Genomic DNA, 25,541 nt, shown 5'->3' with positions numbered 1-25,541 from the left:
ACAATATTACAACATTGAACATTCTGTGACAATACTTTTATGTAAAATTCTGATAAATAATTTACCCAGTCATTGGCCAATAATGGCTGCTGCCCTGCTTTACGATAATAGAAATCAAGGAATATTTACTACTTATATAGAAAGAAACAACAGCAATGAATAAAGAAAAATTCTTGTGAAAAGGAAGCCTTCTTAGATAAAGACTTTATTCATAGACAAACAAAATACCAGAGCAATCCTGAGACTGCTCTGGTATTTGCACGATAATTTATTAAAATCCTTCAAAAGTCCATACCAACTAAGTAATACGACGCTGCGATAAGCACCAGCTGATACACTGCCAGCGTCCAGAAAATATCATAACGGGATTTTTCCATTAGTGCTAAAAATAAATAAACATGTATAAATCCAAATAATAATAATGAGAACACGTATGTCACGATAAATAAATCAATAAGTACTAACCCGAAAAATAATGTTACTAAACAAAAGACAAGAACATATGGAATATTGACAATCGCATACTTCGTCAGTAAATCTTTATGCTCCATCGACCGGTTTCCAAAATGTTTCAGTAAAATGTAAAGTGAGAAATAACCGATAGCAAATGTAATAAGCCAGGATACAAACGTTTTTAGAAAAAATGTGAAATTAATATCGCTAAAATAAGAGAGAGCTCCGTCAAATCCATATTTATAAAATAAATAATGACAAACACTGATAAGTACAGCTAATAGAGCGAAGATAATGACACTTGTTTCTACTTTGATTGCCCGGCTGGAGTGAATAAGAGCACCCGGCCTTAATATCGCGCCTAATGCAATACCTTTTGTTTCACTAAAGCTTTCCTGAAAATCAAATTGGGAAGTTTTTTCTTTTTTGGGTTGTTCAGTTACAGTTGCGCTGCTCTGTTCTTCTCCCTGCTGACTCTGGTCTGCATGTATATCATTTGTTTCGGCTTGATCAGGGGCACCCTCATTAAAAACTTCTGCCTGATCAATCTCCTCATTCACCTTTTCTTCATTAGGCGTTGGCTGAGCATTTTCCTCTTCTGCCTTTTTGTCCTGCTTCTTATCATCTTTCTCCATCCTATCACCTCATGTTTTTAATTTATACTATTAAATAAATCATGATGAAAAAGCCTTTAATCCTTTATCATGATTGTTATTACAGTATATAAGATTACCTTAGCATAAATTAAAAATTTTCAAACCCAAAAACAGGCGAAAAGGGAAGAAAAGAGGGTATATGACAAAAAACAGGCCGTAAGTTTTATACTTCGAAATAACACATCAAAAGTCCTGTGAACTAAAATAAAAATCAATCTTATTTTACTACATATTTATTCTCTGCTTTTAAATAGCACTCCTCTCTACCATCGCTAAGAAAAAATAACCCCTTTCATTACCTATTATATAAAGCATGAAAGAGATTATTATTTTTCATTTTATCAGCTTATCTTTTTTATAATTTAAGCTTTCACCTGACCATAAGTCTGAAACTTTTCCAGCATAAATTCCATCTCTTCATCACTTAACAGCACTGGTTCTCCAATCGATTTTGCACGATAATAGGTTTCCGCACAACGCTCAATCTCTTCCGCAATGGAAAAAGCATTAGGCAGATCGATAGCTCCAGTTAATAGACCATGATTTGCTAAAAAACAGGCATATCTGCTTTGCATTGCTTCATAAGCCTTCTCCGCAAGATCCCAGGTTCCAAATGATGCATAATCAGCACATTTAACATTGTTACCACCAGCAATAGCCAGATAATAATTAGAGGCCGGCAAATCCCAGCGCAGGGTTGCTAATGCTGTGCTATATGTGGAATGCGTGTGGACAACTGCCCGAATATCTTTTCTCCTTTGATAAAAGATCCGATGCATATCCAATTCACTGGATGGTTTCCGGTCTCCATCAACGGTCTCTCCTGATAATTTTGTCACCACAATGTCTTCAGGCTTTGTTTGAAAATAATCAATTCCGCTTGGACTGATCGCCATTAAATCTTCCTCTGGATGATAAATACTGATATTACCGCCTGTTCCTGTCGTCAATCCACTTTCTATCAACTTCTTTCCATACGCTACAATCTGCTCTCTTTCTTCTTTTAATAGCATACAATAACCTTCCTTTCTTCGTAAAATTTAGTGAGGTAATTTATATAAACAATCGATGATTTCACTTTTCGTTTCGGCAGCAATGATTCTTTCTACATTTGACTGATTTAAAACCAGCTGGTGCAGCTCCGCTATCGCATCCATATGCTGCTCTTTATCAAAGGGAGCAATGAGAATAACAATTTGAATCCAGTGTCCTTCATTCGCAAAATAAATAGGCTCATCCAGCTTCAGTAAACTCATTCCTAGTTTAAAAACATCTCCTTCATTTGCTACATGGGGAATCGCAACATTCTGACTAATAACAAAATAAGATTCTGCATTTTTATAATTCGTTAACACCCGGTCAACATATTTGGGGCTGATTAATTGCTGATCAATTAATGGTTCTGCAGTCTTCCGGATAGCTTCTTCAAATTGAAGCGGCTCTGTTGCAATTTGTATCGTGTTCTCTGTAATCAAATCACACAGCTGTGGATCCGAAGAATAAGAAAACGGCATGTCATTTACCGGATTTGTCTCCACCTCTAAAATATATTTCTGTATATCTTGTTTTAATTTGTCATAATCCCTGATATCTGCGTGCTGCTTAATAATATTCATAAGCGTCGATGTTGTAATCTGCTTATTCGTCATTCCTTCCATTTGATAGAAGACCCGATGGCGAAGGTTTTGCTTTTGCTCATCGCTTAAGAATGGTGTGACCTGAAAGCAGGGGATATCCAAAGGCATATAAATTGTTGAAAAAATCAAGTCTACCTTTATGTTTTCTTCTAAAAATGCCCTTTTTGACATATAGCGTTCAAATGTTATCTCGGGAAATAGCTTCTTTAATTCATTGGTAAGTAAATAAGAGATAGAAACACCGTTTTCGCAAAGGACAATTGCTCTTAACCTTTCTCCCTGCTTCTGATTAGAATGAGAAAAAGCACCTACAAACAGCATGGTGATATAAACTAATTCATCTTGACTGTATCTGCATCCCATTACTTCTTCCACAGGTTCAATTGCTTTCTGTATAATGCTGTGAATAAATCCATATTTCTCTTTAACTTGATCTGCAATTGGATTTGTCAAAGGGACACCGTATTTTATCCGGTACATCGCTGGAATAAGATGCTGATAAAGCTTCTGGTATAAGTCCTCTTTCTCCGCCAAAGTAGCCGTCATCATACTCTCAAAACGATGTACCATTTTTTGGATAGCTTGAAAATACAAGCTGTTTTCCTGCAGTTTGCTATTACTTAATAATAGATTCCCACCCAGGATCTGTATCACCATGAAAGAAATATCATACTTATTCAGTGATTCAGTAAGCCCGTTTTCATGCAATATATTACTTACAGATTTATAGGCATTTTCTTTCCACAGCATTTCTAAATCCGGCATATCTCTCATAGATAACGGAGAATCATTTAATACACGCCTTCGCATCAATGTGATGATAATAGGAAGCTTTTCTATCGTTTCATCGGAAAAGCGGACTTTTAATTCTCTTTCTATTTCCTCAAAAAGGGCAGCAAAAAAGGATTTCTTATCGTTAGTCAGATTAATAAATTTGTGAAACCATCCATCATTAAAATCATAATGGTTAATTAACTCCAACATAAACTGACGTATTCTTATTTCTGGCCCTTTAATCACGTATCCTGCTTTTCGTGTATAAATCAGTGATAACCGATAAGGCTTCAGTGTTAATTCAACCTCTTTTAAATCCTTGAGAATGGTATTTTTGCTTACTCCCAATTCAAGCGAAAGAGATATTAATGAAATATCTCTTTCCAGGAGCAGCATCAGTAAAATCATATTTTGTCTGTCTACTTCATAAAAATAGTCGTTTAAGCTCTCACTTTTCTGCTTCATCATTTTTGCATATTCTTCTTGTGATATAGCAGCATACAAATGGTTATTTATTCGTTGTATTTCTTTAAATTGATATTCTTTTAACAATTGGTTTGCTTTTTTTATAGCGTATTCAATTTGGGCAAGACTGAGATGATGTTTAATCGAAAGCTCCTTCATTGAAACCCCTGGTTGATATACAATATCGTTGAGTAGTTTCCTTACTCTTTTATCCATTTTATATGCTCCTTTATCTATCGCACTTCATTTCATTCTTAAGCAGTCTTCCAACAGATTTATTCCTTTAAATTGACCAGCATGTCACTCATTCCTTTTTTCAAGTAATCATTTAATACATCCCTTAATAAATAAGGAGATCTTGGAATTGCATCCACTGTATCTCCAGCAATATGCGAAGTCATCGTTACATTTTCCAGACTTAAGAAATCATCGTTTTCTTCAAGGGGCTCCGTCCAGGCCACGTCCAATGCAGCTCCGGCAATTGCTCCCTCTTTCAACACATTCAGCAAGTCTTCTCTATTAACCAGACCCGCCCTGGCACTATTAATTATATAACTGCTTGGCTTCATTAACTGCAGGTAAGATTTGTTAACAAGATTTTCGGTTTCATCTGTCAGCCTGGCGTGTATGGAGAGGATATCTGATTGACGGAATAAATCCTCTAACCCTACTAATTCCGCCTGCAAATCTTCTCTCTTTAATTTCTCTGCATCAACATAAGGATCGTAAGCTATCACATTTACCCCTAACCCATTTAACCTTTTTAATACCAGCTTCCCTATATATCCCAGCCCTAACAATCCTACTGTATGCTGGCTGAGTGTTTTTTTATAAGGATCATTCGCAAAAGCCTTGACCCACTTCCCTTGTTTTATATAATGATGGGAACGGGCAATATTTCTGGTTTCTGCCAGCATCAGACCGAGAGTGAAATCGGCAACAGGCTCTGCATTGCGAATAACATGGATTACCGGTATTTGCTTGCGGTCGCATGCTTCTAAATGGATATGCTCTAATCCTCCGCGGCAGGTTCCAATAAATTTTAGTTTTTCAGCTGCTTGAATCATTTCCTCAGATATTGGCGCAATATGGACTAAAAGATAATCAGCTGTCGGTATCTCCTCCAGGATGCCTTCAGGTATATCGACAGCTTCTGACCCTCCTGTCTCAATCTGAAGTATCTTTTCCTGAAACTGCTCTTTTTGTAAATTGGAGTACCATTCAAATCGCTTTACTTCGACAGGTTCATCTAAATCTAGTTGATATGCTGCATCTTCCAGTGTCTCACTGCTGACAAGCGCATCACCAACAACAATTATTTTTTTCACTTTGATCACCTCTATGAATTAATTGCCTTCTGCTCCTCAAATTCATCTCCCAATGCTTGACGTTCCATATAGGTTTGAATAGCTTCTTTTTTCAGGCGGACTACAATATATAAAACAACATAAACAGCAATCGATAAAATAATCCAGACTGGATTTTGTGTCAGAAAGAGCAGGAATAATAATCCTGCCAAATGATTCGTCATTACTGCTAAACTGAAAATCATTACTGCTCCGGCAGGTAAAGATACGCCGACACTTGTTGCTACTTCTGTAAATATTGGAGCTACAGCAGTAACAAGATATAGACCAATAGATAAGTAAACAGCACCTGAAATAAATGCTTTTAAAATATTCCCATTAGATAGTGGTACTATTGCCTGCAGCATATACGGTATAGCAATCAAATCGACCATCGGCAAAGCCTGGTTCCCCGGTAAAACTACGGATAGTATAATAATTGTCGGAATTAACAGCATTCCTGTTAATAGGGTTGCAGATTCTCCATACCCCGCAGCGTCATTAATTCCCAAATACCAGACCCGCCCTTTGCCTCCAGATGATTTTGCCGTTTTCTTAGAAGCATCTGTAATACTGGTAAATGCTGATGCAAAAATACCGGCAATTCGTGGGAAAATTGCCATAATTGCTGCTGTTGCAACCCCAACCATAGTGGCTTCTCCCCAGCCTTCCAATGTATTCAGATTAGTAAAGTTACCAACAAGACCTAAAATCAAGCCGATTACCAAGCCCAACGTTGTTGCTTCACCTAGAAATCCTAATTTATTTTGAAGGTTTTCCGGACTCCATCTCACCTTATTAGCTCCAAGCTTGGTTAAAATCCAATCCATTGCCAGCCCCAGCGGAAGAGCTCCTACATCGTGAGAAGCTACGATAGTTGTTCTGGGATACCCATAGTAGGTTGACCATCTTTTTGATAATAGCTCCGCAAAAACTAATGTGTAAAGGTTTGTTACTACCATCAACAGAATAGCCAGCCACAGATTTCCTGTTGCAATAAATAACATTGACCCCCAAAGCATAAAGGAATAGTTATTCCATAAATCGGATGGCATAAAAATGTTCGTATATTTGGTTACAAATAATAATGTCTGCAGAATGATTCCAAGCCCTAAGAAAATCATTCCTACTTCTGTGGAGTATGCAACAACACTGGTTGCCTGCCATCCTGTATCAAGAATGTTTAAATTAATCCCTGTTGTTTCTACCATTCTTTCTACAGTAGGTGTCACAATCGGAGTGTATGCACCAATCAAAAGATTAAAGCCAATTAAACCAATACCCGCATTCAAAGCGGACTGAAAAGCTTTCTTAACAGGAAGTCTCATAAACAAACAGATAATAAAAAGTACTACAGGTACGACAATGGATGCACCAAATGCGTCCATAATATTCGATAACGTATCCAAAACATTTTGCATGTTCATTTCCCCTTTTCAGTTTTATATTTTTTACTCTAATTTTGATACAGCGTCTAAAAGCTCTTCAATAAATCCTTCCTCATCCATTCCTGTTAAAAGGCCGACTGCATTAATAGAAGGAACATTGTAGGTTGACTTCAGCGGACTCGTATGAACGATAATATCCCAGCTGCCATTGGAAAGCTCAGATTCCACACCATTTGGATTGGTTTCTGTTGTTTTCGCGTTATACCCGTTTTCCTTCAAAATATCTGTCACCTTACCTGCAATCATTGAGCTTGTTACTGTTCCTGATCCACATACGGACAATACGTTAATTGATTTCTTCATTTTTCTTCCTCCTTGAGATATGTGTTCTATTTGAACTTCCTCTATAAATTAATTTTTAATGATGAACTTACTTTTCCATCTTATTTAAGCCTTGTAAGCTGCTGTTCTTAAATATTCATTTATTGTTGTATAAATTTCTTCTGTATCATTGGAACGCAGATAGAAATCCATTACCTTCTGATCCTGAAACATCTTCATCAGGTTCTGTAAAATTGACAATTGATCTTTGCTTTCTTTAAAGCCGATAACAAATAATAGCTGTGGCTCTGTTGCTCCCTGCAAATTTCCCATTTCCCGAAAGGAGATAGGCTGTTCTGGCCGAATAACAGCTATAAAGGCTTCATAAACATACTCCGGATCTGTGTGCGGAATTGCTACATCGAAAGTCGGTGTATGTAACCCGGTAGGTGATTCCTGTTCACGATGATAGATAGCCTGATAAAATGTATCTTTTACATAGCCTTTCTTTGTCAGCCATTTGCTTACTTTCTTAAAAAAATCTTCTTGGGAAGTAAACTTTTCATTGAGACGAATCAGTTCTTTTTTAAATAGTGTATTTATTTCATTTTCTTTCACTATCCCAATACCCTCCTTTCCAACATCCAGCATAGAATTGTATGCTGCTGACTTACTATTTCTCAGCAAAAGATTTTGTCTTGCTCAGTCTTCAGCTAAATACAAAATCTGTGTAGCCATATTCACCGGGATGTTATATTAATATCAGTTTATTGTAATCGCTTTCTATAATAAAGAACATTTGATCACAGTTTTTATCGTGAGGTAACATAATCATTTGGATGTATAAAAAGGGAAACACGCAAAAAAGCCCGTCACATCTAAGGCGGACTCTCTATCAGTATCAAGTTTGGCTTCGTAGCAGAAGCAGAGAGATCAGCTTTCTTCCAAAGGTCAATTACAGAAAAATAGTGATTCTCCACCGTTGGAAAATCACTATTTTTCATTTGAGATGAGACTTTATTTCAGCCTCTCTTCATCTATTCCTAACTTACTTCTTCATTTGAAACTGGAAGTGACATTGCCCTTCACGCAGTACATATTGATCATGTACTACTTCAAAATTTTCGTTATAGCCTTTCGCTACAGAAGGATCAATAACCTGGCAATAAAGAATGCCATATTTCCCCATATCATCGTCTGCCCATTGCTGGCCAAATGGGCAATACGTAAAGGTTTGTTCCACTTCATTCTCTTTATACACCGTATCTACTTCAAATAATTCACTGCGGGCCATATCATAGTTTTTCAAATAATTATCAGAGTTATTTTCTAAACCATTTGAACGGGCACGCTGGGCAATACCCTCTCCGCGCTTTCTGCCGTATCGCTCTACAGCACGTCTAATAACATCTTCGCCCTCTTCCTCATATTTATCAACTACCTGTTTGGAGATCTGGGCAAACATTTTTGAAAAACGCGCAAAGGTCGTCAGGTCTGCATATTTTTCTTCGCCCTCAACAACCTGTGGTAAATATTCATAAAAGGCGTGATTTTGCCCTTCTGCTGTAGCTTTTTTCGCCATTGTTTCTGCATCTCTCAGTCCAAATGCTTCCAAACCTTTGTGCACAAGCTTCCGTCCTTCATCTTCACCATATGCTTCTGTTATTGAGAGATGAAGTTCAGTAAACATTTTCGCTGTAATAATATCCATTGACAAAGCTTTCATCATTAGCTTTTCTTCACTCATCCTATCTATCTCCCTTAAATTCTTATTAATTTACTTGGTTTTCATTCTATTATAAAATAAAACAAACTATAAATCTAATGAATATTTTTATTTGTAACTATGAAAAAAATTAATAAAAGGAAGTGTATTATGCCTACATTATCCCAATATCTCGCTTTTCATATGTTAATTGAAACAGGAAGCTTAACAGAATATTGACCGGGATGTACTGCGCATCTTATCAGAGCATAAAATCAATCCGAATGTAATATATGAATTATCTGTCGATCAAGCTATTTTAACTATGGTAAAGGAAAACCTGGGCATTTCGATTGTTCCAAAGTCTATTCTTCGCCATGCACCGGCAGATCTTGTTCAAAAGAATTTTTCAGAGCACTATGCACGATCAGTCGGGATTGCCTATAAACGAAATACCTCCCCATCTCCGGCAGCGATAAAATTTGTAGAAATATGTAAATCATTTGCATCATATCTGTAAAACGATGCACGCTGCAAATCTAACAGCTGATGTCATTGTCTTTTATCTTAAAACTGCGCTTAAGTCCTGCTCCATCAGTATTTTTGAACAAGCAACTCTATTTGCGCCCGCTTCAAGATAAATAACTATATTCTTCTTCAAGTATTGAAAAAGAGGCCCTGACAGCCTCTTTTTTATTTCTCTAAACTATTCAATATTATCAGGAAAAACAGATTCATCTAAACCATATGCATCTACCGCTTCCTGCACACTGATTTCATTATCAATCAATCCGGCTTCATAAAATGTATCTGCCAGCTGCTGCTGATTCGCAATAACCTCTTCTGTCATCCTTTGCACACCGAAATGACGGCGTTCATTCGCAACCTCCAGCGGTTCAGGCTCTAATCCTAACTCATCTGCCAATATTTCAGCTGCTTCTCTTTTTTCTTCATTTGCCCACTGATCCATATTTTCTAATTCCTCTAAAATGATGGTAAGTGCTTCTGGCTGTTCTTCAGCAAAATTATCTCTTGCTAAATAGAAAGTACGATTTTCGATTAAGTCTGTTCCATCAAGAATCATATGTGTTTCATTTTGATCCTCTACAATCGCATAGAATGGATCCCAGATTCCAAAAACATCAAATTCATCATTTGAAAATGCAATTAAACCTTCTGATGCATCCTTATAAAACTTCATATCTACTTCGTCCCAGCCGATGCCGGCCTGCTTTAAGGATTCTAATAGAAGATAGTGCTGATTCCCGCCATTGGTTACACCGACTACTTTCCCTTTTAAATCTTCTAACGTTTCAATGTCAGAGCCTTCCCGTGCCAATAATGCAACACCTTCTGGGTAAGGTGACTCAGAGGCCACATAATTAACATTATGCCCTCCGGATTGCATGAGAACACTATGTACATCTGAAGAATGACCAAAATCAATATTATTTGTATTTAATGCTTCGATAAGCGGTGCTCCCATCGAAAATTCTCTCCATTCCACATTGTATCCGGCTTCATTTAGTGCTTCATCTAAGGTTCCACGCGCTTTTAACAGATTCATTGTATTCCCTTTTTGATAACCTAACCGAATCGTCTCAACATCTTCAGCCGCATCTGAAGCCGGATCATTGCCACAAGCTGCCGTTACAGCTGCTAAACTAAATATAATAAGTGCAAAGAGTAATTTCTTCATTCTTTATCCCCCTACGATTTTATCCAGTATATTTTTTTCATAGCTTGTAAACTTTTCATCCCGTTCCCGCTGCCTCGGTAAATCTATCTGCTTATCCATTTGAATGCCGCCCTCATCCAGCACAATAACACGATCCGCTAAGTGTACTGCCTCGGATACATCATGTGTCACCAAAATAGAAGTGAATTTTTGTTCCTGCCACAGTCCTTCAATTAAATGCTGCATCTCCATCCGTGTTAACGCATCCAGCGCCCCCAAGGGTTCATCAAATAATAAAACATCGGGTTTACTGGCTAACGCTCTTGCAAGGGCTACACGCTGCTTCTGTCCGCCGGATAATTCATCCGGCCAGGCATCTTTTTTACCGTCTAATCCTACTTTTTCTAATGCTTCTTCTGCTTCCTTCATACCCACGCCGCCAATAGCGACATTCTTTAAAATACTTTTCCAGGGGAGAAGACGGTCGTCCTGAAACATAATACGTATATTTGATTTCTTTGCTTCTTCACCCGTATAAGCTAAAGAACCGCTTGTCACATTTTCTAATCCGGCAATCACTCTTAACAATGTACTTTTCCCGCAGCCGCTTTTTCCTACTATCGCTGTGAAACTTCGTTTGGGTATGGATAAATTAATGTCTCTCAGAACCACGTTATTACCAAAACTTTTCCCTACACTTTGTAACTCAATACCAAACATCTAACCCCTCCAAACTGTCCCTGTCAGTTAATTCTTCCGGTAAGCTGGGTTCCATTTCAGCAAACGCTGTTCACAGAGTTTCGCAATAAAGTCGGACAGCTTTCCTAAAATCGCATAAAGCACAATCGTCAGCACAACAACATCCATCTGCATAAATTCACGGGCTGTTGTCGCCATATATCCTATTCCTCCTTCAGCGCCAATGGTTTCCGCCACAATTAAAGAAATCCATGTTACTCCGAGCGCATAGCGAATCCCGACCAGAATATTGGGCATCGCACCAGGCAAAATGATATTGGTGAACAATTGCCATTTCGACATACCATATACTTTTCCCATCTCAATTAATTTACGATCTACATTTTTGATACCGCTAAACGTATTGATATAGATGGGAAACATAACCCCAGCCGCAACAAGAAATATTTTAGCACTCTCTCCAATTCCAAACCATAAAATTACTAGCGGAATAAGCGCTAAATGCGGAATAGTCCGTATCATTTGAATAGATGTATCTGTCAATTTTTCAAAAAATAGAATCGTTCCATTAAATAAACCGAGCAGAAAACCTATTGCACCACCTATTGCAAAGCCAATTACAGCACGCTTTGTACTAATGTACACATTCTCTTGAAGCTCTCCTGTTTGAAATAAGCGGATTCCCGCTTCAACAACTTCAAATGGCGTCGGCAGCATAGTGGATTTAATAAGATTAAGCTGGCCAAGCACCTGCCATAAAATCACAATAACAATCGGTAATAGCCAAGGAAATATCTGGTTATTATACCATTGATTCTTTTTCACTGATCGCGCCCCCTTATATGTATCCTATTCTCTTCAACAAGCTTCCCCATCCCACATCTATTCTTCGCTGTCTCTGTTTCATTTTGACTCATAAAAAAATGGAAACAGATTTTTCAAATCCAGTTAAAATCCTGAAAAATTAGAGTACATCCTTTCTATGTATGTATACTTTAGAAACTATAAAATCTGTTTATATAATGAATAACGACTCAATTATAACTTTACCTCTAGGAATTGTAAACATTAATTTTTCTTAGAAATACCATTTATATTACTGTACCATATTTCAGATAAGAAAATGCTAAAATATTATGTAACAGATCCTTTTCAATAGCCAAAAGACAGTAAGCCGTACCTGATTTAAGACTAATCAAAAAATTTTTTGTTTATATAATTAAATTAGAAATCAAATCCTCACACTCTCCGTTCCAAAAAAAATAACCCCAGAATATGAGAGGTTATACTTCGTTAAACACATTAATCTGTATATTAGATTAAGCCAGCTGAGCAGCAATTTAAATAAATCGGTACAAAGCATTCTTTACTTCAAATTGTTCTTGAGTGCTTCCTCCTGAAAAATTGACAAGAAAAGGTTTCTCTCCTCTCCGCTTCAATGTATCAGCAACCATTCCCACTCCATTGGGTTCATAAAATATAATATCTCCGCCTTTCAGCTTTAAAAGGTATCCTGTTGCACATAAAGCTTCATCGATAAAGGATTCTCCCTGCTCCAAATTTAAATAAGCTGACCATTTTTCTATTATAGATTTCGCCTCTTTCACAGCAATTCCGACAGATGCCAGCGAAAGAGCTCCCCTTTTATGAACGAAAATCGTTCCTTGTTCTTTTAAGCCTTGCCTGCGTTCTTCGTCTGCTTCTTCCCACTCAATAAAGAATGGCAAGGCCAGCTCTTCCTCCGGATCCCCGGCAAATAGCAGCTTCCAGCTTATCATACTGCCGTCGGGTCTTTTTCTGCCAAGAGGAACAGGACCAATTACCTCCAGACCAAGTGATTTCAATCGTTCAGCTTCCTTCTCAAGATTGCGGGACCTTAATGCAATTCGTGATAAACCTGATGCATAATTATCTTTTTGAAAGGTATACCCCAGGCTGTATTTTTCAGCAGGCTGATCAGCTAAATGCTTATCAAACACTCCAATCAGCTCGATATAGCTTAAATCAAAATAACTGAGCGCATTGTATGTTCCGCCATTATCATGCTTTCCGCCATCAACAGCATGGAGGCCAAGCTCCTTCAACTCATCTCTGGCTTCTTCCGGACTATCGACAAAATGAACAAGGTGGTCAAACTGAAAATGCATTTGTCTTCCTCCTTTTTACATTTTATTGTATACGAAACAGGTGATAAATTGAAATATCATTACTGAACTTCTTCATGATATTGCTCATTGCACTATATGCTGTATTCATCTCTATATCTCAGCATGATTCCCCATTGCAATGGACAGCCTGTTCCACGTATTAATTTGAATAATAACCATCACCAATTCCACATATTCTTTCTCACTGTAGTGTTCTCTCACCTGTTCATATAGTTCATCACTGACGCCGTTTTCCGAAACCAGTGTCATATTTTCGGCCAATGTAAATGCCGCCTTTTCCTCTTTTGTAAAGATCTTTGCTTTTTTCCAATTCTTCAATATATCTATCTTTTCATCAGACACCTTTAACTTTTTGGCTCCCTTCGTATGCATATTCAGGCAATAAGAGCATCCATTAATTTGTGAGACTCTGATTTTAATAAGCTCCTTCAGTTTCCTGTCAATAGAGGTTTTCCGCACATATTTCTCAGCCTCCATAATGGTCTCCAACGCTGCTGGGTCCACTTTAAAATAGTTTATGCGATTATCCATTTTCATCATTCCCGCTGCTTTTACAATACCTTTATTGATCAGTTTTGCCATACCCATTCTCCTTTTTTAGATATTTGTAAAATCATCCTGTCTCCTTGAAAATCTGCTTCTTTCACCTAGAATAAGTGCAACATTTGTTGCATTTTTAAGGTTATCGTATACTAGCGGTAGCGAATTAGCAATACAATCTCGATAAGTCCTACAAACCACCTTTCATTGTTGGATTTACAAAGAGGAGTGAGCCAAAATGACGCATCCAAGTAACAACCCCTCTGCCATCAGGTCCCAGGAATGGCTGGTGGAGGCGCTTTTGTTCCTTTTGGAAGAAAAACCGTATCATAAAATCTCCATTAAGGAAATTGCTGAAAAAGCAGATTTAGACCGGAGTACCTTTTATCGTCATTTCGATTCCAAACAAGCTTTACTGGAACGATACCTTGATTCCTTAGCTCAGGAGTATCTGCGGAGACTGGAAGCTGGAGAAAACATGGATATGGGAAAAGTATCCAAAATTTTTATCGCATTTTGGATAGAGCATATAGACTTTATCCGGATGATTAGAAAAAATGATTTAGACGGCTTGCTATTGAAGGCTTTTAATAAGCATTTACCCTCTATCCATAGACTGACTAAAGACAAATTTTCCTACTCCATGAATGAAGCGTATATGGAGTTTGCTTTAGCTTTTAATGCGGGCGGAATGTGGAATATTCTGATGAAATGGGTGGATAGTGACTTTGCACACTCTTATGAAGATCTGCTAAAAGCTTTTGAAGAAATTAGCCGGTTTAACTTTTTTAGATAAGAAAAGAAAAAGCGAGCATTACTCCTTATTAGAGTCGCTCACTTTTTAGCTCAGCTATACCCGTCTATTTATCAGCAAGATTTTTAATTTCCTCTTTGCTCAGCTCTGTGATTTCTGCTATCTCATTGATCGGCATTCCTCTTGCAATCATTTTCAACGCTACTTCCTGATTCCGTTTTTGTATACCTTCTTTCCTGCCTTCTGCTATCCCTTCCCGCTTTCCTTCTTGTTTTCCTTCTTCCAACCCCTTCTCAAAATATGAATTAGGAAGATGAAGTACCATTTCTTTTTCCTCTTCCGGCAAGTTTTCGATTTTCTCCATCATTTGCGCTTCCTCCTCTTTATTTAGCTTCAAATAAGTCTCAAAAAATCCATATAAAAATGTTGTTTTGGCTGGATTTATTTTCATTCGGGTAATCATGCGCAGAAATCCTAGCTTTACCTGAGCACGTTCATGCTCTTCATAGCCCATTTGACTGAGTAACGCTGCCACCGCCGGGTTGTCTGATTGAATATATTCCTTCCAGTTTTTCTTGGTTAAATGTAATTGTAAAAAATTAAATTGAAGTACGTTTTGTGTAGGTGTATTAATTTGGAATTGAGTTGGTTCTTCTTTTTCTCTAGTATAACTCAAAACGGCGATGGGTTGAATCGGTTTGCGGTGTTTGGCGTAGAGGTAAGAAAAATAGAGATACATTCTTTCGGGGAAATCATCTTCATGAATTGACTGTGCTTCGGTGTGAATATGGAGGATTTTGTCCTGGTGATTCAGCTTTACTTCAGCGAGAATATCTATTTCCTTCCTGCGGCCATTGATGTAGTCCAAGTATACTTCTTGTTCAAGGAATGTCACCTTGGAGAAATCAATATAGGGGTAAAGTTCGGGGAAAAAGCCTTCGATGAACTCCTCAAAAAACTCTTGTATCAGCTTTTTCGTCAGCCGGTCATGCTTCATGTAGTCTGTTTTTTCTTCTAAAATGATGGGCGTTGTAAACAATGGCACACTTCCTTTGTTTGAATTGTCTTTATGTTACCAATATTCCCACGAAAAACCTACTACAATACAATTAAGTATCGATTTCCCTTCTATTTTCTGGTAGAATATACAGCATCATTTACATAGAGAGCAGGGAGTTAATAGTGGAGAATGAGAGAGTAGAAACATTTAAAGGAAGAACCAGCTTCTTTGATGGCGGATTACTTCAATTCATTGGCTGGGTTATTCTTGGGACATTAGTGACGGTCTTTACCCTAGGAATTTGTTATCCGTGGTCAATTACAATGATTTATGGTTGGAGAATAAATCATACAGTTGTTGATGGCAAACGGATGCATTTTTCAGGTTCAGCTGTTGGCCTTTTCGGCAACTGGATCAAATGGTGGCTTTTAACGATTATCACATTAGGTATCTATGGATTCTGGGTGTTTATTAAACTGGAAGATTGGAAAGTACGCCATACTAATTTTATTAATTAATTTTTATACTGCAATTATTTTGGTTTTCAAAATAGGCACTCCCCTCATTACCAATTGGCAATGAGGGGAGTGCTGTTTGAGCTGCTAAGAACACTTTTTAATTTTTTCGCTTCTGTCTATGCGCTCTAGTTTGTTTCCTTTTCATCTAAATTCTTCTCAATTGCTGCAATTTTGTTGTCAAACGTGCTTCGATAGTATGAGCTGTTTACTTTGTACTCCAGGTTTTCAATATACTGCTCCATTTCTGCAAACTTAGAGAATGGTTTTTCTGGTGACTCTTCCGCTACCCGATTAATTTGATGATTCGCTTTTGCGATATTTTCACGTCCCATCAGTTCCATACGGCGCAGGTGCATATCCTTTAAGCGGTGCTTCATCTCTTCGTATTTCTGCTCCAGGTTTTCAAGCTCAGTAATAGCTACTTCTCTGGATGCTTTCATACGATCTGCACGGTTTTGATATTCTTCATGCTCTTTTAGAGCAAATTCATGCATTTCCTCTTCCTGAGCACGATCTGCGATTTGTGCTTGATTTAAGCGTTTATCCGCAAGTTCCTGTGCTTTCATATACTCACGTGTAAACTCTTCTTTTAATTTAAATTGGCGGTCAATCAGCTTTCTTACTTTTTCTTTTTCCTGTTCACTTTGGCGTAAATAATGATTAAGCGCAGCAATTGGATTCTTTTGCTCCTTTCTATCCATCATTGTGTGTAAATCTGCTGAAATCGTATCCTTCATTCGAGTGAAAATATTTGTTGACATAATCAATCTCTCCTTTTATGATTTTTATTTGTTTAACTCCGCCCACTGTTTTTCAAAATTCGTAAATGGGTCATCATCTTCTTTTATTTCGTGGACAACAGAGCTTTCCGGCGTGTTCCAATTTTTATAGATAAGGTAAAGCGCATATGCTGCTGCAACACCTAAAACAGCATAAATATTAGAGAATGTAATGCTCACTACAACTAATCCGAGTATCGCCCAACCTACTTTTGCAGCAGTTGAATCTGTGCTCATAAATTTTTTAAAGCATATATATAGTAGCCATACGCTTAATGCCAGTAATACCATTGGGCCTAAATTTGCTAGAAGGACAAGCACCGCGATCAGTCCTCCGACAAACAACATGAATTTTTTCATTTTGTTTTTCCCCTTTCGTTATCGTATCTTTATCTTATCGGTTTTGGCACTTCCCCGTAATGAGCCTGAGAAATATCTTTGTCTAAGCCTTAAGGTCTATTTGCTTCTAAACTACAGTTAAACAGGATATTCGAAAAGAACAAAATTGGAAAGGTAATTCCACAACAAATATTGACTTTCAAATTTATTTCTTGTATCTTATTACTATTAATTACAAAATTCATATTCTATAAGTATATAATTTCTTATCTAGAGAGGTGGAGGGACTGGCCCTTCGAAGCCTCGGCAGCGGACTATATTAGTACTGTGCCAATTCCAGTAGCATCAAAGCTTAGAGATAGGAAGAGAAAAATAATTTATTTCATTTTTACCTCTTCTTTTGATTTAAGAAGGGGTTTTTGTTTTGCTTTTTATTCCAGCAATGAAGGGAAGGAATGTTCGTGATGTACACAATGGATTTAACAGGTAAGGTTGCGATTGTAACTGGTGGAGCTAACGGAATTGGCAAGGCAATTGTAGAGGCACTTCTGGATTGCGGGGCAAAGGTTGCTGTAGCTGACAAAATAGATGCGCCTGCAAATGCAGCAGCTAATGTTTTATATATTGCCACCGATGTATCAAAAAGTGATCAGGTAGACAATATGGTCAAGCATGTGACAGATCATTTTGGCAGATTAGATATCTTAGTAAATAATGCTGGAATTTCTACAATGGATTATTTTGTTGATATAAAGGAAAATGATTGGGATAAAACAATGGATGTTAATGCAAAAGGAGTCTACCTCTGTATGCAGGCGGCGGCTAATGCCCTTAAACAGCAGGGAGAAGGCGGAAAAATTATCAATATTTCTTCACAGGCCGGCAAAAACGGATACCGGCTTATGGGGAGCTATGTCGCTTCAAAGCATGCTGTTCTTGGTATGACCAAGGTTGCTGCTCTAGAGCTGGCTAAGGATAAAATCAATGTGAACGCCGTCTGCCCAGGTATCGTTGAAACAGATATGAAGAGGACAGAAAGAACGATTGGCTGTGAGCTTCGAAAAGTTAATGCGGAGGCAATTGAACTCGAGGATAATTCTCAGGTCCCTTTAGGAAGAACAGGGGTTCCACAGGATATTGCAAATGTTGTTATCTTTTTGGCATCCACTTATTCGGATTATATGACAGGGCAAGGAGTAAATGTTACCGGCGGTATGACCATGAACTAATCGTTTTTTATATTCCATTATCTTAAACAGATAAAAAATCAGGAGGATTTCAATGGGTAATCAAGAAAATAAAGGAAGCTTATTGGCGCTTTTACCATTACTTATTTTTGTACTTTTATTTATTGGCACTGGATTAATCACAGGCGACTTTTCCAACATGCCAATTAATGTTGCTATCATTATTGCATCAGCTGCGGCACTAGCAATGAATCGAAAAGAAAAACTTACTGCAAAGCTGGAGATATTCACCAAAGGTGCAGGACATCCAAATATCATGTTAATGGTAGTTATTTTTATTTTGGCTGGGGCATTTGCCCAGACCGCTTCAGAAATGGGTGCCGTTGAATCAACAGTTAATATGGGACTGTCGTTCATTCCAAGTAATTATTTGATGGTCGGCCTGTTTATTGTCGGTTGTTTTATCTCTCTTTCCATGGGGACTTCTATGGGAACTGTTGCTGCACTTACCCCTATCGGCATAGGTATTGCTGAGCAAACCGGCATTCCACTGGCACTAGCAATGGGGACAGTAATCAGTGGAGCAATGTTCGGAGACAATTTATCTATGATTTCAGATACAACCATCGCTGCTGTACGGACACAGCATACAAAAATGAGTGATAAATTTAAGACAAACTTTTTTATTATTTTACCGGGAGCAATAGTTACATCTATTATTCTTTGGTTTATCACTCGTGGGAGCTCCGTTGAATTAACTGGTGAATATCCTTATGAATTTATTCAAGTTTTGCCTTATATTGCTGTATTAGTTTGTGCGCTTATCGGAATCAATGTACTCATTGTTCTATTCGGAGGAACTATTCTAGCCGGTATTATTGGATTGCTCAATGGTTCTTTTACCGGAACGGGACTTATCCAAGCCGTTTCTCAAGGGGTCTTAAACATGCAGGATATTGCACTAGTTGCTATTTTCATTGGCGGAATGATTGGCATCATCCAATATAATGGTGGTATTCAGTGGCTGCTCAATACTGTAACCAGCAGAATAAGAACGAAAAAAGGAGCGGAATTTGGTATTGCCGGGTTAGTAAGTGCCGCCGACATCGCAACAGCAAACAATACCATTTCGATTATTATGACTGGACCACTAGCAAAAAATATTGCCGATGAATATAATGTTGACCCGCGAAAGTCTGCCAGTCTGCTGGATATCTTTTCAAGCTGCTGGCAAGGGCTCGTTCCTTATGGAGGGCAAATGCTGGCGGCTGCCGGTCTTGCAGCTATTTCACCAGTAAGCATCATACCTTATTCTATTTACCCAATGACATTAGGAATTTGTGGTATCATTGCTATATTAATAGGCTTTCCCAAATTTAAAAAAGCTGGAAACTAAAAAAATAAAGAATAACATGTTAAACTAAAGAAAAAAGAAGGAGCGTATCAATTATGGTAAAAGCAATGAATGTAGAAAGTTTTAATCTGGATCACACAAAAGTGGCAGCACCCTATATCCGTTTGGCTGGAACAACAAAAGGTGCAAATGGAGATGTTATCTATAAGTATGACCTGCGTTTAAAACAGCCGAATAAAGGACATATGGATATGCCTGCACTTCATTCACTGGAGCATCTAATGGCTGAATTAATTAGAAACCATCATGATACGGTAGTAGATTTTAGTCCAATGGGCTGCCAAACTGGATTCTATTTAACTATTTTAAACGATGACAACTATGATGGACTTCTGGAAACAGTAGAAAAAACATTAGAAGATGTATTAAATGCTGAAGAAGTTCCCGCATGTAATGAAGTTCAATGCGGCTGGGCTGCGAGCCACAGCTTAGAAGGTGCCAAAGAATTAGCAAAAGAATTACTGGAACATAAAGCAGAATGGCATAAGGTATTTGCAGAATAAATTGAAGTAAATTGTTAAAAGGAAATCCGGGCATGCCCGGGTTTCTTTTTTTTTAAAGAGTAAGAAAGTATAAAAAATGCTGGAGATAGCCGCTCCAGAAATACACTACGCTTCCCGTAGCGGACATCTCCTTGGCAAGAACACCAGTGTTTTAAAGAACAAGTGATTTTCTTGGTTTTTCTTATGTAAATGGATTTATTATTTCCCCTTCACTTCAAATCTATAAATAAAAATTTCAGCTACTTTGAATTACACCATTATTATCGTCTTTACCTATCCCTAAAGTAAAAGAAAAAACTAAACTATCTTTTTATATAAGATAGTTGACAATTACCTTTTAATCAACTATAGTATATTACAAGATAGTCAAGGAGGTACGACATGTCAGTATCTGATCAGATGATGAAGGGATTATTAGATGGAGCAATTTTAGGACTAATTTCTCAAGGTGAAACGTATGGATATGAAATTTTAGAGAAGTTAAAAGAACGGGATTTCCCGGAAATCAGTGACGGAAGTATTTATCCTGTACTTCTGCGCTTAAGTAAAAAAGGATATGTCCAAACCGAACTGAAAAAATCCGATACAGGCGGGCCAAAACGAAAATACTACACAATCACAGATAAAGGCTTGGAAGAATTAGCCGTCTTTCGAAATAAATGGTCCTATCTGAATAAAGGGATGAATAACTTGATGAGGAGTGTGGAGGATGCTAAGTAAAGAAGCAGAAAAATTTTTGCTGAATTTACGTTTAGAGTTAATAAGCCGCGGTAAAAGAGAAAAAGATATTCAAGAAATTGAAGAAGAACTGCGAGATCATTTAATAGAAGCGGAAGCAAATGGGCAAAGTGTAGAAAGTATTACCGGGAATTCTGTGAAGGCGTATATCCGGTCTATTTCCGAAGAACTTCCGCAAAACAAAGGTTTTATTAAATATAGTATTTTATTACTTGTCTATTTGCTGGGGGTATTTATCATTCCTGACCTAATCAGCGGTGACTTTGAATTAAATACAAGTGTTATCCTGTATAACCTTGCAGTGATGATTATCGGAACAGCGGCTACTATCATTTCCTTAAAAAAAATCGTTCAAAAATATGGAGACAGTAAAAAAACCTACATCGGACTGTTTTTATTTTATGCTCCTTACATGGCTGCTCTGGTCGGCGGACAATTTATTATCCGAAATCATCCAGGGATTGTGCTTGCAGAGAGCAATTTTATTGTAAACCTTATTATCGGAGCTATTCTCTTAAGTATTTTCATTATTGTCACGCTTATCTTGAAGCAATGGTTTTTGGCAATATTTATATTCTTAATGTGTCTGCCAAGTGTGCCTGAGATTATTGGTAAAATCTCTACTGGTGGCAGCATTCTAGAAGGTGAATCCTATTTAATCATTTCCGGTATTATACTTATTGCCGTTAATATTACTGTAATGGGAATTCTAATGTATACATCTAAAAAAGAGGATAAAAAAATCTCTCATTAAACAATAGTTAAATGTGGAATTGCAAGCTTCAGCCTTCAATTACCTGATAAAATCATTGATACAGATATACGCGCAACAAATCTTTCCCATCAAGATAAGCAATATCCCTTAACTGGGGGCAATTGTGGAAGAAAGCTTTGCAGAAGAGCATCATATTAAAGTGGGAGACGAGCTGCCAATAACTGATCTTTATAATTACTCAGGCTATGATCCACTTATTGTCAGTGCAATTTCTAATGAATCATCCTTATTTCCATTTAACAGTATTGTTGTCGATTGGTCCGAAGAAATAGCCGATGTTTTGAATGTAAGTGAAATTTTTGTTGATACCGACGATGTGGACGTTTTGCAGCCCATTATCAGTAAAATACCTGCATTACATTTCACTACAAAAACAGCAGAGCTAAAAGAAGGTGACCAGATGTTTCAGCAGCGATATGTCCTGGTTATCGGAACATTGATTATTTTAATCGCAAGTGCAGCATTCGGCATCTTGCAAACACTGATGAACGACATATTAACGCAGCAAACCAGCTACCGGATTACACGTCTATCAGGCTTAACACAGAACGGTATGATGTGCGTTATTGTTTGGCAGGCATTCATCTTTGTTTGTTATGGGGTAGTATTCGGCTTAACTTTTGGTATTTTCTTTACGAAGCTGCTTGGGTTTGTAATTGATCCAGGTTCCAGTACATTCATTGATAGTACTGCCGTTTTGTATCCTGTAGGTGCACTGCTTGTGCTAACACTTATATGTTTTATACTGCAAGGGTACAAAATGAGCAGACACCCTCTTGAAAACACAGAAGACAGTTGATTCATTATTAGAGAATTTATATCAAAGGTATACAGCGCATTCAAATGGATTGAAACCGGACAAATTAATATATAGTGGAGCGAACTGCTCTACCTTCCAGCGATAGTATTAATACTGTCCAGTTTCAATAATTCATAAATTTAAAAATGGCTTCATCCAACCTCTTTCCTCTCATAATTTGAACTGCTATCTCATGGCAATGGCATATTCTTTTTCATCTGCTCTGCGACTTGACGGGAATCAGGGTCCCCTTCCTCCTGCAAATGATTCATAACACTTTTATAATCAGCTTCTTTTCGATTTTGACTTAATTTGTAGGCCGCCTGAACTTCTGTCACTCTAACTTCAAATCCCACAATTGCTTTCAGCTGTGCCTCTAACAGCTTGGGTGTAAACTTCTCTACTGAAAAAGAAGGGTCTCTATGCTTTTCATACTTATCTGAAAGAATTTTTAGCGACTCCCTAAGTTCATCCTTCTCCAGTATTCGTGGAACTCCATACATATGGACAGCCTGATAATTCCAGGTTGGAACATCTTCATGCGAATACCAGGTCGGGGAAATATACGCATGCAGTCCTTGAAATATCACCAGTGCATTCTCTACATTCTCCAATGTTTTCCATTGCGGGTTTGCGTAGGCTACATGGCCTGTAATGATATAATCATCATCTTTTCTGGTTATTGTTACCGGCAGATGTGTTGCAACAGGTGCATTATTCTCTGTCGTAACCAGTGTTGCAAAGGAATACTGCTTGACAAATTCCCAAATTTCTTTCGTATCCGTGACTTTAAAACACTTCGGTATATACATAGCTACTCTCCTTTATGGATATCTACAGTGTTTTCGTCATAATATAATCTGTCTGCTCATCATCCCCCATAAAAAAGGAATGCGATCCGGTCTGTACAAAACCATTTTTCCTGTAAAAGACCAGTGCCTGCTCATTATATTCCCAAACACCCAGCCATACTTTCTGCTTCTTTTTATTCTCTGCTATTTCAATTGCTTTGTTCATCAAACATTTTCCCAATCCCTTCCGCTGAAAGCCGCCTCGAATATAAATTCGTTCTATTTCAAGCGCATCCGCGTCCATTTCCTCTGACTGGGCGTCATCTGTATTCACCTTCATATATCCAGCCAGCTGGTTATTATAGTAAATGAAAAAGAAAAATGAATTTTCCTTCATCATTTCCTTTCGGAGCCTACCCAATGTATATGCACTTTCCAAATAAGCTTGCATATTCTCCGGTGTATTCTGCTCTTGAAATGTTTCCATAAATGTTTCTATACTGATTTCTTGCAGCATTTGCAAATCGTTTTGATTGCAAGCTTCTATCTTTATCACCATGTTTTTGTCTTCCCTTCGTTCCATTTAATACTGCCGCTTATTTCCTTTCTTCACAAACTCCCAGTCCACCTCAATATTTTTCCGGACCTTTTCAAGTAAATATACAAGCTTTTCTGCTTCTTTTTCTGTCAGCCCTTTTAAGGCTACCTGATTGGAGTAATCATTTTCCTTTTTAATCATTGGGTAGATGTACTCTCCTTTTTCCGTTGGCAGCAGCCTCTTTATCTTTCTGTTATCTGCATCAGCTGTCTTTTGAATAAAATTGTTTTCCTCCAGCTTTTTGATAGCTCGTGCAGCTGTGGTTCTGTCTACTTTTATCATTTCAGCAAGCTTTTCTTGAATAATACCCGGGTTTTCACAGATACGGACCAAATATAGATATTGGCCTTTTGTAAGATCATATTCTTTAAATTCGATATTGCTGATAGAGTCAAGTGCTCTCGCAATCATCCCTATTTCGCGCAGGATTTCTGCCATTCTTTCACCCCCGCCCTTTTTATTATATATAAATTTTAATTTATTTTTGTTGTAAGTACAACAAAAATAAACAACAGATTTTTTATTGTCTGGAAAGTTCCAAAAATCCAAAAGCCCTTCATCACACAGCAATTTCTAAATTTTTTTCGCAAAATCAGTATTCATATTGACGACAAAAAAACAGAACCGGCTTAAAATATCCGTTTCTGTTTCTTTATTTCTACTGTTGATTGGTAAAACGTGCTAAATGTATCATAAAATAAAGTTTTTCTTCATCAGTGACCTCATACCCAGCTACATTCTTACTATATTCAGCAATCGCTTGCGTAGCTTTATACTCTTCTGGATATTTTTCTATAAATTGCTCATATAAGAAAAGATCTTTATTATCTAGCTGTTTATTCTCTAATATACGCTGGATGAAGTATTCAAGATGTGTGACAAATCGGTTGTAGCGCATAGAATGAATGTCCAGCTGGATATTTAACTTATATTGAATTAAGTTCAGCATATCCTTTACCATCTTCATCCGTAACATCGTCTTTTCAAAATTTTGATCTTTAGTTTTAGCATTTACAAGGTGAAAAGCGATATTTCCCGCTTCTTCCTCCGGCAAACGGACAGCCAATCTGCTGTTAATCTCTTTAACCACCGTAAGTGCTGCTTCAAACTCTTCAGGATAATGATTACGAACCTCATTTAAAAGTTTGTTCTGGAAGACCAGTCCTTTTTCTGCGCGTTCAATGGCAAATGCAATATGGTCAAATAATATAAGAAAATAACGATCATCCAGTTCACCTTTCCAATGATCTTTCAGATGACCTAAAGCATCATTAATTGCTTCAAAATGCTGTTTCGGAGCACTCTCTAATATACGCACATATTCTTGCCTTGCATGTTGATCATTAGGGACAAAAACCTTTTCAATGGTTTCCTCATCAATAAGGTCACCTTTTTTGTATTTAAAGCCCAGTCCTCTCCCCATCACAATAACAATATGGTCTTCTTCATTCTTAGAAAACACAAGGTTGTTATTCAATACTTTGTCCACCTTCATCAGATCACCAACTATACTTGT

29 protein-coding genes and 1 riboswitch are annotated in these 25,541 nt (G+C 37.5%); of the genes, 9 read left to right on the top strand and 20 right to left on the bottom strand.

Annotated features, from left to right (window positions below):
* Positions 1-281: 281 nt before the first annotated feature.
* The 8 genes from MHH51_RS01305 to MHH51_RS01270 form a co-directional block, all read right to left on the bottom strand.
* Positions 282-1,088 carry a hypothetical protein gene (locus MHH51_RS01305; protein ID WP_339284090.1) on the bottom strand — a complete coding sequence of 269 codons (807 nt, stop codon included), beginning with the start codon at positions 1,086-1,088 and terminating at the stop codon, positions 282-284.
* A gap of 383 nt (positions 1,089-1,471) precedes the next feature.
* Positions 1,472-2,122: an L-fuculose-phosphate aldolase gene (locus MHH51_RS01300; RefSeq protein ID WP_339284088.1), complete on the bottom strand. Its 651-nt coding sequence runs from the start codon at positions 2,120-2,122 to the stop codon at positions 1,472-1,474.
* Between the two features lie 27 nt (positions 2,123-2,149).
* Positions 2,150-4,201, bottom strand: a complete 2,052-nt coding sequence (locus tag MHH51_RS01295; RefSeq protein ID WP_147211465.1) for a BglG family transcription antiterminator — start codon at positions 4,199-4,201, stop codon at positions 2,150-2,152.
* 59 nt (positions 4,202-4,260) lie between these two features.
* Positions 4,261-5,313 (bottom strand): 2-hydroxyacid dehydrogenase, encoded by a 1,053-nt coding sequence (locus tag MHH51_RS01290; protein ID WP_339284087.1) that lies wholly within the window; start codon positions 5,311-5,313, stop codon positions 4,261-4,263.
* Between the two features lie 11 nt (positions 5,314-5,324).
* Positions 5,325-6,752 (bottom strand): PTS transporter subunit IIC, encoded by a 1,428-nt coding sequence (locus MHH51_RS01285; RefSeq protein ID WP_339284085.1) that lies wholly within the window; start codon positions 6,750-6,752, stop codon positions 5,325-5,327.
* A 30-nt stretch (positions 6,753-6,782) separates the two neighbouring features.
* Complete coding sequence (locus MHH51_RS01280) at positions 6,783-7,082, bottom strand: PTS sugar transporter subunit IIB (protein WP_147211468.1); 300 nt, start codon at positions 7,080-7,082, stop codon at positions 6,783-6,785.
* 84 nt (positions 7,083-7,166) lie between these two features.
* Positions 7,167-7,658: a PTS sugar transporter subunit IIA gene (locus tag MHH51_RS01275; protein WP_186813685.1), complete on the bottom strand. Its 492-nt coding sequence runs from the start codon at positions 7,656-7,658 to the stop codon at positions 7,167-7,169.
* Positions 7,659-8,088: 430 nt separating this feature from the next.
* Complete coding sequence (locus MHH51_RS01270) at positions 8,089-8,787, bottom strand: L-2-amino-thiazoline-4-carboxylic acid hydrolase (protein ID WP_147211470.1); 699 nt, start codon at positions 8,785-8,787, stop codon at positions 8,089-8,091.
* A gap of 193 nt (positions 8,788-8,980) precedes the next feature.
* Here MHH51_RS01270 and MHH51_RS01265 point away from each other — a divergent pair, with 193 nt between their 5' ends.
* Entirely contained in the window at positions 8,981-9,265 is a 285-nt protein-coding gene (locus MHH51_RS01265; protein WP_339286231.1) for a LysR family transcriptional regulator substrate-binding protein, read from the top strand.
* 186 nt (positions 9,266-9,451) lie between these two features.
* Here the strand turns inward: MHH51_RS01265 and MHH51_RS01260 are convergent, their stop codons facing one another.
* The 5 genes from MHH51_RS01260 to MHH51_RS01240 form a co-directional block, all read right to left on the bottom strand.
* Positions 9,452-10,444, bottom strand: a complete 993-nt coding sequence (locus MHH51_RS01260; protein ID WP_339284084.1) for an aliphatic sulfonate ABC transporter substrate-binding protein — start codon at positions 10,442-10,444, stop codon at positions 9,452-9,454.
* A 3-nt stretch (positions 10,445-10,447) separates the two neighbouring features.
* Complete coding sequence (locus MHH51_RS01255) at positions 10,448-11,143, bottom strand: ABC transporter ATP-binding protein (protein WP_339284082.1); 696 nt, start codon at positions 11,141-11,143, stop codon at positions 10,448-10,450.
* 27 nt (positions 11,144-11,170) lie between these two features.
* Positions 11,171-11,947: an ABC transporter permease subunit gene (locus MHH51_RS01250; RefSeq protein ID WP_339284080.1), complete on the bottom strand. Its 777-nt coding sequence runs from the start codon at positions 11,945-11,947 to the stop codon at positions 11,171-11,173.
* Between the two features lie 515 nt (positions 11,948-12,462).
* Positions 12,463-13,269: a VOC family protein gene (locus MHH51_RS01245; RefSeq protein WP_339284078.1), complete on the bottom strand. Its 807-nt coding sequence runs from the start codon at positions 13,267-13,269 to the stop codon at positions 12,463-12,465.
* Positions 13,270-13,380: 111 nt separating this feature from the next.
* A complete protein-coding gene (locus MHH51_RS01240) occupies positions 13,381-13,872 on the bottom strand; it encodes a carboxymuconolactone decarboxylase family protein (protein ID WP_339284076.1) in 492 nt (163 codons plus the stop codon).
* Between the two features lie 196 nt (positions 13,873-14,068).
* Here MHH51_RS01240 and MHH51_RS01235 point away from each other — a divergent pair, with 196 nt between their 5' ends.
* Positions 14,069-14,626 (top strand): TetR/AcrR family transcriptional regulator, encoded by a 558-nt coding sequence (locus MHH51_RS01235; protein ID WP_339284074.1) that lies wholly within the window; start codon positions 14,069-14,071, stop codon positions 14,624-14,626.
* A gap of 64 nt (positions 14,627-14,690) precedes the next feature.
* Here the strand turns inward: MHH51_RS01235 and MHH51_RS01230 are convergent, their stop codons facing one another.
* A complete protein-coding gene (locus MHH51_RS01230) occupies positions 14,691-15,623 on the bottom strand; it encodes a transposase (protein ID WP_339284072.1) in 933 nt (310 codons plus the stop codon).
* Between the two features lie 140 nt (positions 15,624-15,763).
* Here MHH51_RS01230 and MHH51_RS01225 point away from each other — a divergent pair, with 140 nt between their 5' ends.
* Complete coding sequence (locus MHH51_RS01225) at positions 15,764-16,102, top strand: DUF898 family protein (protein ID WP_339286229.1); 339 nt, start codon at positions 15,764-15,766, stop codon at positions 16,100-16,102.
* Between the two features lie 125 nt (positions 16,103-16,227).
* On the opposite strand, the gene MHH51_RS01220 is transcribed toward MHH51_RS01225, so the two are convergent.
* Both MHH51_RS01220 and MHH51_RS01215 read right to left on the bottom strand, forming a co-directional pair.
* The gene (locus MHH51_RS01220) at positions 16,228-16,863 is read right to left on the bottom strand and encodes a PspA/IM30 family protein (protein WP_339284070.1); all 636 of its coding nucleotides are present in this window, start codon (positions 16,861-16,863) and stop codon (positions 16,228-16,230) included.
* A 24-nt stretch (positions 16,864-16,887) separates the two neighbouring features.
* Complete coding sequence (locus tag MHH51_RS01215; RefSeq protein WP_339284068.1) at positions 16,888-17,241, bottom strand: flagellar basal body rod protein; 354 nt, start codon at positions 17,239-17,241, stop codon at positions 16,888-16,890.
* A 242-nt stretch (positions 17,242-17,483) separates the two neighbouring features.
* Positions 17,484-17,585: riboswitch (SAM riboswitch) on the top strand.
* Positions 17,586-17,684: 99 nt separating this feature from the next.
* Between MHH51_RS01215 and MHH51_RS01210 the strand changes: the two genes are divergently transcribed.
* The 6 genes from MHH51_RS01210 (at position 17,685) to MHH51_RS01185 (ending at position 22,636) form a co-directional block, all read left to right on the top strand.
* Entirely contained in the window at positions 17,685-18,449 is a 765-nt protein-coding gene (locus MHH51_RS01210) for an SDR family NAD(P)-dependent oxidoreductase (RefSeq protein WP_339286227.1), read from the top strand.
* 52 nt (positions 18,450-18,501) lie between these two features.
* On the top strand, positions 18,502-19,803 hold the full coding sequence (locus MHH51_RS01205) for a Na+/H+ antiporter NhaC family protein (protein WP_339284066.1): 1,302 nt from the start codon (positions 18,502-18,504) through the stop codon (positions 19,801-19,803).
* A gap of 53 nt (positions 19,804-19,856) precedes the next feature.
* Positions 19,857-20,324 (top strand): S-ribosylhomocysteine lyase, encoded by a 468-nt coding sequence (locus tag MHH51_RS01200; protein WP_147211481.1) that lies wholly within the window; start codon positions 19,857-19,859, stop codon positions 20,322-20,324.
* Between the two features lie 381 nt (positions 20,325-20,705).
* Positions 20,706-21,044: a PadR family transcriptional regulator gene (locus MHH51_RS01195; RefSeq protein ID WP_042530912.1), complete on the top strand. Its 339-nt coding sequence runs from the start codon at positions 20,706-20,708 to the stop codon at positions 21,042-21,044.
* A complete protein-coding gene (locus MHH51_RS01190; protein WP_339284065.1) occupies positions 21,034-21,816 on the top strand; it encodes a hypothetical protein in 783 nt (260 codons plus the stop codon). Before MHH51_RS01195 ends, MHH51_RS01190 begins: the two co-directional genes overlap by 11 nt.
* A 124-nt stretch (positions 21,817-21,940) precedes the next feature.
* Positions 21,941-22,636, top strand: coding sequence for an FtsX-like permease family protein (locus tag MHH51_RS01185; protein WP_339284064.1), 696 nt, complete (start codon positions 21,941-21,943; stop codon positions 22,634-22,636).
* Between the two features lie 191 nt (positions 22,637-22,827).
* Here the strand turns inward: MHH51_RS01185 and MHH51_RS01180 are convergent, their stop codons facing one another.
* The 4 genes from MHH51_RS01180 to MHH51_RS01165 form a co-directional block, all read right to left on the bottom strand.
* Complete coding sequence (locus MHH51_RS01180; protein WP_339284063.1) at positions 22,828-23,448, bottom strand: FMN-binding negative transcriptional regulator; 621 nt, start codon at positions 23,446-23,448, stop codon at positions 22,828-22,830.
* Between the two features lie 22 nt (positions 23,449-23,470).
* Entirely contained in the window at positions 23,471-23,986 is a 516-nt protein-coding gene (locus tag MHH51_RS01175) for a GNAT family N-acetyltransferase (RefSeq protein ID WP_339284061.1), read from the bottom strand.
* Positions 23,987-24,010: 24 nt separating this feature from the next.
* Positions 24,011-24,463 (bottom strand): MarR family transcriptional regulator, encoded by a 453-nt coding sequence (locus tag MHH51_RS01170; RefSeq protein ID WP_147211486.1) that lies wholly within the window; start codon positions 24,461-24,463, stop codon positions 24,011-24,013.
* Between the two features lie 220 nt (positions 24,464-24,683).
* Entirely contained in the window at positions 24,684-25,520 is an 837-nt protein-coding gene (locus tag MHH51_RS01165; protein ID WP_339284059.1) for a PRD domain-containing protein, read from the bottom strand.
* Between the last annotated feature and the right edge of the window lie 21 nt (positions 25,521-25,541).

It is taken from the genome of Oceanobacillus sp. FSL K6-3682, assembly GCF_037976165.1.
GTDB lineage: Bacteria > Bacillota > Bacilli > Bacillales > Amphibacillaceae > Oceanobacillus > Oceanobacillus sojae.
Note: the sequence above shows the minus strand (reverse complement) of the source record. Positions and strands in the feature narration are given on the sequence as shown.

Excerpts from the sequence above, each read along its gene's own strand:
- MHH51_RS01305 (WP_339284090.1), bottom strand. The coding sequence starts at position 1,088 with ATGGAGAAAGATGATAAGAAGCAGGACAAAAAGGCAGAAGAGGAAAAT.
- MHH51_RS01300 (WP_339284088.1), bottom strand. The coding sequence starts at position 2,122 with ATGCTATTAAAAGAAGAAAGAGAGCAGATTGTAGCGTATGGAAAGAAG.
- MHH51_RS01295 (WP_147211465.1), bottom strand. The coding sequence starts at position 4,201 with ATGGATAAAAGAGTAAGGAAACTACTCAACGATATTGTATATCAACCA.
- MHH51_RS01285 (WP_339284085.1), bottom strand. The coding sequence starts at position 6,752 with ATGCAAAATGTTTTGGATACGTTATCGAATATTATGGACGCATTTGGT.
- MHH51_RS01280 (WP_147211468.1), bottom strand. The coding sequence starts at position 7,082 with ATGAAGAAATCAATTAACGTATTGTCCGTATGTGGATCAGGAACAGTA.
- MHH51_RS01270 (WP_147211470.1), bottom strand. The coding sequence starts at position 8,787 with ATGAGTGAAGAAAAGCTAATGATGAAAGCTTTGTCAATGGATATTATT.
- MHH51_RS01260 (WP_339284084.1), bottom strand. The coding sequence starts at position 10,444 with ATGAAGAAATTACTCTTTGCACTTATTATATTTAGTTTAGCAGCTGTA.
- MHH51_RS01255 (WP_339284082.1), bottom strand. The coding sequence starts at position 11,143 with ATGTTTGGTATTGAGTTACAAAGTGTAGGGAAAAGTTTTGGTAATAAC.
- MHH51_RS01245 (WP_339284078.1), bottom strand. The coding sequence starts at position 13,269 with ATGCATTTTCAGTTTGACCACCTTGTTCATTTTGTCGATAGTCCGGAA.
- MHH51_RS01240 (WP_339284076.1), bottom strand. The coding sequence starts at position 13,872 with ATGGCAAAACTGATCAATAAAGGTATTGTAAAAGCAGCGGGAATGATG.
- MHH51_RS01235 (WP_339284074.1), top strand. The coding sequence starts at position 14,069 with ATGACGCATCCAAGTAACAACCCCTCTGCCATCAGGTCCCAGGAATGG.
- MHH51_RS01220 (WP_339284070.1), bottom strand. The coding sequence starts at position 16,863 with ATGTCAACAAATATTTTCACTCGAATGAAGGATACGATTTCAGCAGAT.
- MHH51_RS01215 (WP_339284068.1), bottom strand. The coding sequence starts at position 17,241 with ATGAAAAAATTCATGTTGTTTGTCGGAGGACTGATCGCGGTGCTTGTC.
- MHH51_RS01210 (WP_339286227.1), top strand. The coding sequence starts at position 17,685 with ATGTACACAATGGATTTAACAGGTAAGGTTGCGATTGTAACTGGTGGA.
- MHH51_RS01205 (WP_339284066.1), top strand. The coding sequence starts at position 18,502 with ATGGGTAATCAAGAAAATAAAGGAAGCTTATTGGCGCTTTTACCATTA.
- MHH51_RS01200 (WP_147211481.1), top strand. The coding sequence starts at position 19,857 with ATGGTAAAAGCAATGAATGTAGAAAGTTTTAATCTGGATCACACAAAA.
- MHH51_RS01195 (WP_042530912.1), top strand. The coding sequence starts at position 20,706 with ATGTCAGTATCTGATCAGATGATGAAGGGATTATTAGATGGAGCAATT.
- MHH51_RS01190 (WP_339284065.1), top strand. The coding sequence starts at position 21,034 with ATGCTAAGTAAAGAAGCAGAAAAATTTTTGCTGAATTTACGTTTAGAG.
- MHH51_RS01180 (WP_339284063.1), bottom strand. The coding sequence starts at position 23,448 with ATGTATATACCGAAGTGTTTTAAAGTCACGGATACGAAAGAAATTTGG.
- MHH51_RS01175 (WP_339284061.1), bottom strand. The coding sequence starts at position 23,986 with ATGGTGATAAAGATAGAAGCTTGCAATCAAAACGATTTGCAAATGCTG.
- MHH51_RS01170 (WP_147211486.1), bottom strand. The coding sequence starts at position 24,463 with ATGGCAGAAATCCTGCGCGAAATAGGGATGATTGCGAGAGCACTTGAC.
- MHH51_RS01165 (WP_339284059.1), bottom strand. The coding sequence starts at position 25,520 with ATGAAGGTGGACAAAGTATTGAATAACAACCTTGTGTTTTCTAAGAAT.